General features: G+C 66.6%; 8 protein-coding genes and 1 pseudogene. 6 read left to right on the forward strand and 3 right to left on the reverse strand.

All coding sequences use genetic code 11. The features are described from left to right. The 5 genes from FKP22_RS13435 to FKP22_RS13455 form a co-directional block, all read left to right on the forward strand. On the forward strand, window positions 1–191 hold a 191-nt coding region (locus FKP22_RS13435), incomplete at its 5' end, for an IclR family transcriptional regulator domain-containing protein (protein WP_310733329.1). Between the two features lie 82 nt (window positions 192–273). Next, the gene (locus FKP22_RS13440) at window positions 274–750 is read left to right on the forward strand and encodes a MarR family winged helix-turn-helix transcriptional regulator (RefSeq protein ID WP_141287993.1); all 477 of its coding nucleotides are present in this window, start codon (window positions 274–276) and stop codon (window positions 748–750) included. 35 nt (window positions 751–785) lie between these two features. Further along, window positions 786–1,181 (forward strand): DUF1398 domain-containing protein, encoded by a 396-nt coding sequence (locus FKP22_RS13445; protein WP_141287994.1) that lies wholly within the window; start codon window positions 786–788, stop codon window positions 1,179–1,181. Window positions 1,182–1,351: 170 nt separating this feature from the next. Beyond that, window positions 1,352–2,257, forward strand: coding sequence for an ABC transporter ATP-binding protein (locus FKP22_RS13450; RefSeq protein ID WP_141287998.1), 906 nt, complete (start codon window positions 1,352–1,354; stop codon window positions 2,255–2,257). Between the two features lie 13 nt (window positions 2,258–2,270). Further along, window positions 2,271–5,852 carry an ABC transporter permease/M1 family aminopeptidase gene (locus FKP22_RS13455; RefSeq protein ID WP_141287999.1) on the forward strand — a complete coding sequence of 1,194 codons (3,582 nt, stop codon included), beginning with the start codon at window positions 2,271–2,273 and terminating at the stop codon, window positions 5,850–5,852. A gap of 54 nt (window positions 5,853–5,906) precedes the next feature. Here the strand turns inward: FKP22_RS13455 and FKP22_RS13460 are convergent, their stop codons facing one another. Beyond that, window positions 5,907–6,518: a TetR/AcrR family transcriptional regulator gene (locus FKP22_RS13460; RefSeq protein WP_141287995.1), complete on the reverse strand. Its 612-nt coding sequence runs from the start codon at window positions 6,516–6,518 to the stop codon at window positions 5,907–5,909. A gap of 145 nt (window positions 6,519–6,663) precedes the next feature. Between FKP22_RS13460 and FKP22_RS13465 the strand changes: the two genes are divergently transcribed. Further along, window positions 6,664–7,791 carry an FAD-dependent monooxygenase gene (locus FKP22_RS13465; protein WP_141287996.1) on the forward strand — a complete coding sequence of 376 codons (1,128 nt, stop codon included), beginning with the start codon at window positions 6,664–6,666 and terminating at the stop codon, window positions 7,789–7,791. Window positions 7,792–7,846: 55 nt separating this feature from the next. Here FKP22_RS13465 and FKP22_RS13470 read toward each other — a convergent pair. Continuing rightward, a pseudogene (locus FKP22_RS13470) lies at window positions 7,847–7,972 on the reverse strand (SDR family NAD(P)-dependent oxidoreductase); the annotation flags it as partial. A gap of 13 nt (window positions 7,973–7,985) precedes the next feature. Continuing rightward, on the reverse strand, window positions 7,986–8,519 hold a 534-nt coding region (locus tag FKP22_RS13475), incomplete at its 5' end, for an SDR family oxidoreductase (protein WP_141287997.1).

Below are 8,519 nucleotides of genomic sequence, written 5' to 3' on the forward strand. Positions count from 1 at the left end.
GGTCGCTGATCGGCAACCACGCCGCGCGCAACATCCTGGCCGTGGGCATGGCGGTGCGCGACACGCGCGGCGCGCCATTGGCGGGCATCAGCGTGGCCAGCACGGTGGCACGCATGCAGAAAGACAGGCAGCAGCAGATCGTGAAGTGGATGCGTGAGGCGCTGGCGGAATTGGTCCCGAAGGGGCTGTAACGGCGCAAAGGCCAGGCATTCCAATTGGTTGACATGTGTTTCCAAGGAAACTATATTGCGCTGAAGTTTCCATGGAAACCAAATGAAGCCCAGAACCAGCACACCCGCAGCCTCGCCATCACCGCTTGCAGCCCATCTGGGTTTCTGGCTGCGTTTCGTGTCCAACCACGTGTCCACGCGCTTCCAGCAGTTGCTGGAAGCAAAGGGCGTCAGCGTCACCGAATGGGTGGCGCTGCGCACCCTGTGGTCGCGCAGCGAGACCCGCCATGCCGAACTGATTCGGTCCCTGGGCATGACCAAGGGCGCTGCGTCCAAGGTGGTCTCGCGGCTTGAGGAGAAAGGCCTGGCGGAACGGCAGTTGGTCGGCGGAAGCGCTCGGGAGCAATCGCTGGTGCTGACGCGCGCGGGCAAAGCACTGGTGCCCCAGCTGGCCGCGCTGGCCGACGCCAATGACGAACACTTCTTTGGCCACCTCAGCCCAAAGGATCGCCTGGACTTGATGGCGGCCATGCAAGCCCTGGTGCAGCAGCACCAGCTCAAGGACATCCCTGTCGCCTGACGGATCAGGCACTCCAGCCAAGGAAGGAACCCGCCGTGAACGAACACACCCAAGCTGCCATACAGGCCACGTTCGAGGCATCGAACCAGGGCCGCATCCACTTCGGCGAAGTGATCGCGCGACTCTCGAGCGTCCAGGTCGAGTCCTACCATGTCGACTACCGCGCGGGCCGCAGCACCTACCACCTGCACGACGGTGCCTCCCTGGACCTCGGCTTCGAGCGGCCGCAGGAGGCAATTGCCGACACCTTCGATGGCGATGCGGTGCGCGCGGCCATCCTGGGTGCGCAGCAGGGCCGGGTGATGTACCCCGAGTTCAAGTTGCTTTCGCAGCGCGCGGGCTGTACCGGCTACACCGTCTGGATCGCGGGGCGCCACGTCACCTACTTTGGCCGAAGAGGGGAAACGCATGTGGAGCGTTTCCCGGACTGAAGGGGACGCGCCTGATGCGGGACAGGGTGCCCGGCATGCCGCCGATCCCGCCTGCACGCAGCCTGAACCGCGCCACCTGCCATTCGTCGCAGCCCTGACGCTGTGCGCTCGCCTGCTCTCTAAAGTGCACCGCCATGCGCGGCCCGTCGGCCGCCCCGCACGGTGCCCACATGCTCGCGATCAAGCAACTCACCCACACCTACCCCAATGGCGTGCGCGCCCTGGACGAGGTTTCGCTGGAGATCCCCGCCGGCATGTTCGGCCTGCTGGGTCCGAACGGCGCCGGCAAGAGCAGCCTGATGCGCTGCCTGGCCACGCTGCAGGTGCCCAGCGCCGGGCAGATCCGCTTCGGCGACATCGACGTGATTGCCCAGCCCGAGGCGCTGCGCGCCACGCTGGGCTACCTGCCGCAGGACTTCGGCGTCTACCCGCGCGTCTCCGCCGCCGACATGCTGGACCACCTGGCGGTGCTCAAGGGCATTGCCAGCCGAGGTGAGCGCCGCGACACGGTCGAGGCGCTGCTGCGCCAGGTCAACCTGTGGGAGGTGCGCAAGTCGGCCATCGCGGGTTTCTCGGGCGGCATGCGCCAGCGCTTCGGCATCGCGCAGGCGCTGATCGGCAACCCGCGGCTGATCATCGTGGACGAGCCCACGGCGGGCCTGGATCCGGAGGAGCGCAACCGCTTCAACAACCTGCTGGCCGAGATCGGCGAAAACGTGGTGGTCATCCTGTCCACCCACATCGTCGATGACGTGACCGACCTCTGCCCGCGCACCGCCATCCTGGTCGGCGGGCGCATCGTGCAGGCGGGCACGCCCACGGCGCTGATTGCCGCGCTGCAGGGCCACATCTGGCAGGCCAGCATCGACAAGCACGAGCTGGACGCCGCCAAGGCCCGCCACGCGGTGATCGCCACCCGCCTGCGAGGGGGCCGCACCGTGATCCGGGTGCTGGCGGATGCGTCACCCGGTATCGGCTTCGCGCCCGCCGAGCCGGGCCTGGAGGACGTGTACTTCTCGACCCTTTACCTGCACCGTGCCGCCCAGCCGGCCGCTGTCGACATGAAGGCGGCCTGAGATGTCCGCCCGAATGTTCGCCCCCGTGGCCGCCTTCGAATGGCGCTACCAGCTCAGGAGCCCGGTGTTCTGGGTCGGCTGCGTGATCTTCTTCCTGCTGACCTTCGGCGCCACCACGGTGGACCAGATCCAGATCGGCAGCCGTGGCAACGTCAACATCAACTCGCCCTACGCCATCCTGCAGACGCTCAGCATCATGAACATCTTCGCGGTGTTCATCGTGGTGGCGATGGTGGCCGGCACGGTGCTGCGCGACGACGAGACCGGCTTCGCGCCCATCCTGCGCAGCACGCGCGTGGGCAAAGGCGCTTACCTCACCGGGCGCTTCACAGGCGCTGTCGCGGCGGCGCTGCTGGTCCTGGCCTCGGTGCCACTGGCCATCGCCGTGGGCTCGGCCATGCCCTGGCTGGACGCCGAGAAGATCGGCCCCTTCGTGCCGGGCAACTACCTGTACGCGTTGTTCGTGTTCGGCCTGCCCACGCTGCTCATCACCGGCGCCGCCTTCTTCGCGCTGGCCACGGCCACGCGGTCGATGATGTGGACCTACGTGGGCGCCGTGGCGCTGCTGGTGCTGTTCTTTGTCACCCGCGGCCTGCTGCGCGACGTGCAGCACGACACGCTGTCGGCCCTGAGCGACCCCTTCGGCCTGACGGCGCTTCGCATCGTCACCAAGTACTGGACGGCCGCCGACCGCAACACCCGCCTGCCCGAGATCACCGGCCTGCTGCTGGCCAACCGCGTGCTGTGGACCGGCATTGCCCTGGCGCTCTTCGCGGGCGCCTGGTGGCGCTTCCGCTTCGAGGTGCGGGGCAGCAAGGTGGCGGCCAAACCCGGCAAGACACAGTCTTCCCCGGTGGCGCGCAGTGGCCCGCTCCCAATGCCACGCAGCGACGCGGCAACCCGCCGCGCGCAGTTCGCCGCGCTGGCGCGCTTCGACATGGCCTTCGTGTTCCGCAGCCCTACCTTCTTCGTGCTGCTGTTCATCGGCGTGATCAACGCCGGCGGCACGGCCTGGTACACGGGCGAGTGGTACGGCGCCAGCAACATCCCTGTCACGCGGCTGATGGTGCAGGCCTTGCAGGGCGCGTTCACGCTGATGCCGGTCATCATCGCCATCTACTACGGCGGCGAGCTGGTCTGGCGCGACCGCGAACGCCGCATGCATGAGATCATGGACGCCACCGCCGCGCCCGACTGGGCCCACCTGGTGCCCAAGATCGCAGCCATCGCGCTGGTGCTCGTGGCGTCTTCGCTGGTGGCCGTGCTCACCGGCATGCTGGTGCAGCTGCTCAAGGGCTACACGCACTTCCAGCTCGGCGCCTACCTGCTGTGGTTCGTGTGGCCCACCGTCGTGGGGGCTTTGCAGCTGGCAGTGCTGTCGGTCTTCGTCCAGGTGCTGGTGCCGCAGAAGTTCATCGGCTGGGGGCTGATGCTGCTGTACCTGGTGGCCAGCGTCGCGCTGGCCTCGGCCGGCTTCGAGCACAACCTCTACAACTACGGCAGCACGCCGCCGGTGCCGCTGTCGGACATGAACGGCATGGCACGCTTCTGGATCGGCCAGAACTGGTTCCATCTCTACTGGAGCGCCTTCGCCACGCTGCTGGCGGTCGGTGCCTTTGCCTTCTGGCGCCGGGGCGTGGTGTCCCCGCTTCGCTTGCGCCTGCCAGGCGCGCGCCAGCGGCTGCACGGTGGTGCGCTGGCCATCGGCGGCGCGGCGCTGGCCACCTTCCTGGCAAGTGGCGCGTTCATCTTCTGGAACACCAACATCCTGAACGAGTACCTCCCCGCGCCGGAGCGCGAGGCATCGCTCGCCGAAGCCGAGCGCCAACTGCTGCCTTTCGAGAAGCTGCCCATGCCGCGCATCACGGCCGTCACGCTGGATGTGCAGCTCTACCCCAAGGAAGCCAAGGCGGTGACCAGCGGCAGCTACCGCATCGAGAACCGCAGCGGGCAGCCGATCTCCGAGCTGCACCTGAGCTGGGCCAAACCCATGCAACTGGATGAAGTGACGCTGCCAGGCGCCAGCCTGCAGAAGGAATACGCGCAGTGGTCCTACCGCATTTACCGGCTGCAGCCGGCCATGCAGCCCGGCGAAGTGCGCACCCTGGCCTTCAAGACCACGCTGCAGCAGCGGGGCTTTTCCAATGGCGCGCCGCTGACGCGGCTGGTCGACAACGGCAGCTTCATCGAGAACAGCGCCATCTCGCCCAGCATCGGTATCAACCGCGACGACTTCCTGAAGGACCGCGCCAAGCGCCGCAAGCACGGGCTGCCCGCCGACCTGCGTCCGCCCACGCTGGAGGACGAAGCCGGCCGCGCGCACTCCCTGCTGCGCGGCGACAGTGACTGGGTCGACGCCGACATCACTGTCACGACCGACGCCGACCAGGTCCCCATCGCCCCCGGCTACACGCTCAGCGACACGATCGCCAACGGCCGCCGCAGCGCGCACTTCAAGCCGGACGCACCGATCAACCACTTCTTCTCGATCCAGTCCGGCCGCTACGCCGTCACGACCGACGCGCTCACCGTGGCGGGCAAGAAGATCGCCCTGGCCGTCTACCACCAGCCCGAACACGCCTACAACGTGCCGCGCATGCTGGCGGCCATGAAGGGTTCGCTGACGCTGTTCAGCGAGAAGTTCTCGCCCTACCAGTTCCGCCAGGCGCGCATTCTCGAATTCCCGAGCTACGCCGACTTCGCGCAGAGCTTTGCCAACACCATCCCGTACTCGGAAAACCTGGGCTTCCTCACCAAGCTGGGCGACGAAGACAAGATCGACGTGGTCACCTACGTCACCGCGCACGAGATCGCCCACCAGTGGTGGGGCCACCAGCTCGTGCCCAGCAGCCAGCAGGGCGGCACGATGCTGGTCGAAAGCTTCGCGCAGTACTCTGCCTTGCTGGTCATGGAGCGGCTGTACGGCAAGGAGCAGATGCGCCGCTTCCTGAAGTACGAGCTGGACCGCTACCTGCGCTCGCGCGGTGGCGAGGTGGTCGAGGAACTGCCGCTGAACCGCGTCGAGAACCAGCCCTACATCCACTACCAGAAGGGCTCGCTGGCCATGTACTGGCTCAAGGAAGTGGTGGGCGAGGACGTGGTCAACCGCGCCATGGCCACGCTGCTCCGGCAATACGCCTTCAAGCCCGCGCCGTATGCCAATTCGCTCGACTTCCTGCGCATCCTGCGTGCCGAAGCGGGCCCGCAACACCAGCAGCTGATCACCGACCTGTTCGAGAAGATCACGCTGCTGGATGTGAAGGCGTCGCAGGCCAAGGCAGTGCGGCGCGCCGACGGCAAGTACGAGGTGAGCTTCGTCGTCGAAGCGAAGAAGTTTTATGCCGACGGCAAGGGCAAGGAAACCGAAGCGCCGCTGGCTGAGCACTTCGACATCGGCGTGTTCAGCGCCGAGCCGGGGCGGCCGGGCTACACCGCCAAATCGGTGCTGTCCTTCGCGCAGCAGCCCATTCACACCGGCAGCCAGACGGTAACCGTGGTGGTGGACCAAGCGCCGGCCTGGGTGGGCGTGGACCCGTACAACAAGCGCATCGACCGCAACTCGGAGGACAACCTGAGCCGCATCGAAAGCCCTTGAGCGTTCGGCAGCGCGAGGCGCCCGCGCAAGACGCCCCGCGCAGTCGCCAGGCGCTCAGACTTGGGGCGCCAGCGCCTCGACCGCCGAGAACCCTTGCGCCATCAGCGCGAGGAACGCTGCGTTGGCCTTCTTCGCCGATCCGCCGCGCGCCAGCAAGCGGACCGCCTCTTCGCGTGCCGTCCGCACCATCAACACGATCATCCCGGCCTTGAGCCGCGTCAGGCCGTCTGGATTCGGCCCGGCCAGTGCGACCGCGAGGCCCTCGGCTGCCTCGTCGGCAAGCTCGCGCAAACGGGCCTGGAGCGAGGGGCTCGCGTCGACCACCCGCCACCAGTCCAATACCTGGCCATTGATGTAGCAGAGCGGGTGCTTCTGTCCGTTCAACGCCGCCAGGCACGCGCGGAGCGCATCGACCGGCGGCGTGCCATCAGGCCGCTCGATCAGTGCTTGCCGGAAAGGCAGCATCTTCAGGTCGTCCTCGCGGTCGAGCATCAGCTCTTCCTTGCGGGCAAAGTAGTTGAAGACGGTCATCTTCGACACCTTCGCCGCCACCGCGATCTCGTCGATCGTGACCTCCTCGAAGCCACGCTCGAAGAACAGCTTCGTTGCCACATCGGAGATCCGTTGCCGGGTCTCCCGCTTCTTGTTCTCGCGTAACTCGCCCATGGGCGCGAAGCTTAGCCGAAGCATGCGCAAGAGGCCTGCCATTTCGCAGGAACTTTTACCAAGTAAAAAATATATTGCGATTAAGTTTTATCGAGTACACAATTCAACCACGCATCGTGGTTGAGCAATCGAAAGGAATCAGCGGATGACAAGGGACAAGGCCAGGAAGGTGCTCATTTCCGGTGCGAGCTTTGCGGGCCTCTCGTCCGCGTACTGGATGAGCCAGCTGGGCTATGACGTGACGATCGTCGAGACCTGCGGCGGGCTGAGACGGGGCGGCACGGCCGTCGACATCCGCGGGGCCACCGTGGACATCGTCAAGCGCATGGGGCTCCTGGCGCAGATCCGTGCCAACAGGCTGAGCTTGCGGCGCTGGGAGTTCAAGCACGCGGACGACCGAACGGCCCGCATGCTGGTGTTGCGCGAGGAAGGCGATCCAACACCCGAAGATGAATTCGAGATCGAGCGCGAGGTGCTGCTGGACATAGTGCACGGCGCCGTGAAAGACCGTTGCAGGATCGTCTTCGGAACCCGCATCTCGGCCCTGGCCGAAATCGGCGACCGGGTCGAGGTCAGCTTCAGGCACGGCGCCCGGGACTCGTTCGACCTGGTGCTCGGCTGCGATGGCATGCACTCCGGCGTGCGCAAGCTGTGGTTCGGCGAAGAAGCGCAGTACACGCACTTTCTCCAGCAGTATTTCTCGATCGCCATCGTGGACAAGCTGCTGATCGAGCAGGACACCGCGCAGATGTTCAACGTGCCGGGCAAGGCCGCAATGCTCAATGCCTACAAGCACAAGACGGACCTGATCCTGAGTTTCGTCTCCGAGCACGAGATCCCATACAACCACCGCGACGAGGCGCAGCAGCGCCGAATCGTCGCGGCGCAATTCGCTGGCGTGGGCTGGCGGACTGAGGAGATGTTGCGCGAAATGGCGGGCTCCACCAACTTCTACTTCGACAAGCTGTGCCAGATCCGCATGCCCTCTTGGTCGCGCGGCAGGGTCGCGCTGGTTGGCGATGCGGCCTACTGCGCGTCGCCCGCGGCCGGGATGGGTGGGTCGCTCGCCATCGACGGTGCGGCCGCACTGGCCGACGCGATGCAAGCGACGGGCGGCGACCACGAGCAGGCCTTCCAACTCTACGACGAGCGGTTTCGCCCGTTCGTCGACAAGATCCAGGCCCAGGCGGTGCAGACAGGGCTCGAGACGCTGGTGCCTCGGACCGAAGAAGCGATCCGGGCACGCAACGCAAAGACGGACGCCGAGTTTTAGGCCGCCTGGCAAGCTTGCCAAAATGGCAAGCCAGCGCTCAAACCCGCCACGGCGCGGGCCGCGTTCTTGGTATGACCGCGCGCATGCTGGCGTAGACGGTGTGGCCGGCCGCGGCCAGCGATTTGGCGCTGAGGCGGCCGATGCCGCTGGACGCGCCGGTGACGAGGATGGTGGTCTTCATGATGCGTGCCTCCTCAGACCATGCCGCCGTTGGCGCGCAGCGTCTGGCCGTTGATCCAGCCGCCGTCCGGGCCGACCAGGAAGGCCACGGTGTTGGCGATGTCCGCCGGCTCGCCCAGGCGCTCCAGCGGCGGCACCTTGGCCAGGCGCTCGATCAGCTCGGGCGACTTGCCGTCCAGGAACAGCGCGGTGGCGGTCGGGCCGGGGGCTACGGCGTTGACGGTGATCTGCTTGCCGCGCAACTCGCGGGCCAGCACCAAGGTCATCGTCTCAATGGCGGCCTTGGTCGCGGCATAGACCGAGTAGCCGGGCAGCGCGGTGCCGACCAGGCTGCTGGAGAAGTTGACGATGCGGCCGCCCGGCGCGAGGCGCTTGGCGGCTTCGCGCATTGCGTTGAAGCTGCCTTTGACGTTGATCGCAAACAGCTTGTCGAACTCGGCGTCTTCGGTGTCGACCAGCATCGGCATCTGCGGCGGCATCACGCCGGCGTTGTTGACCAGCACGTCGATGCGACCGAAGGCTTGCGCCGCAGCGTCGAACAGCGCGCG

The sequence above is a fragment of the Ideonella azotifigens genome, from assembly GCF_006519715.1.
Classification (GTDB): domain Bacteria; phylum Pseudomonadota; class Gammaproteobacteria; order Burkholderiales; family Burkholderiaceae_C; genus Ideonella; species Ideonella azotifigens.

Bases quoted from the DNA above. Each gene is read 5' to 3' on its own strand.
- FKP22_RS13440 (WP_141287993.1), top strand. From the start codon at position 274: ATGAAGCCCAGAACCAGCACACCCGCAGCCTCGCCATCACCGCTTGCA.
- FKP22_RS13450 (WP_141287998.1), top strand. From the start codon at position 1,352: ATGCTCGCGATCAAGCAACTCACCCACACCTACCCCAATGGCGTGCGC.
- FKP22_RS13455 (WP_141287999.1), top strand. From the start codon at position 2,271: ATGTTCGCCCCCGTGGCCGCCTTCGAATGGCGCTACCAGCTCAGGAGC.
- FKP22_RS13460 (WP_141287995.1), bottom strand. From the start codon at position 6,518: ATGGGCGAGTTACGCGAGAACAAGAAGCGGGAGACCCGGCAACGGATC.
- FKP22_RS13465 (WP_141287996.1), top strand. From the start codon at position 6,664: ATGACAAGGGACAAGGCCAGGAAGGTGCTCATTTCCGGTGCGAGCTTT.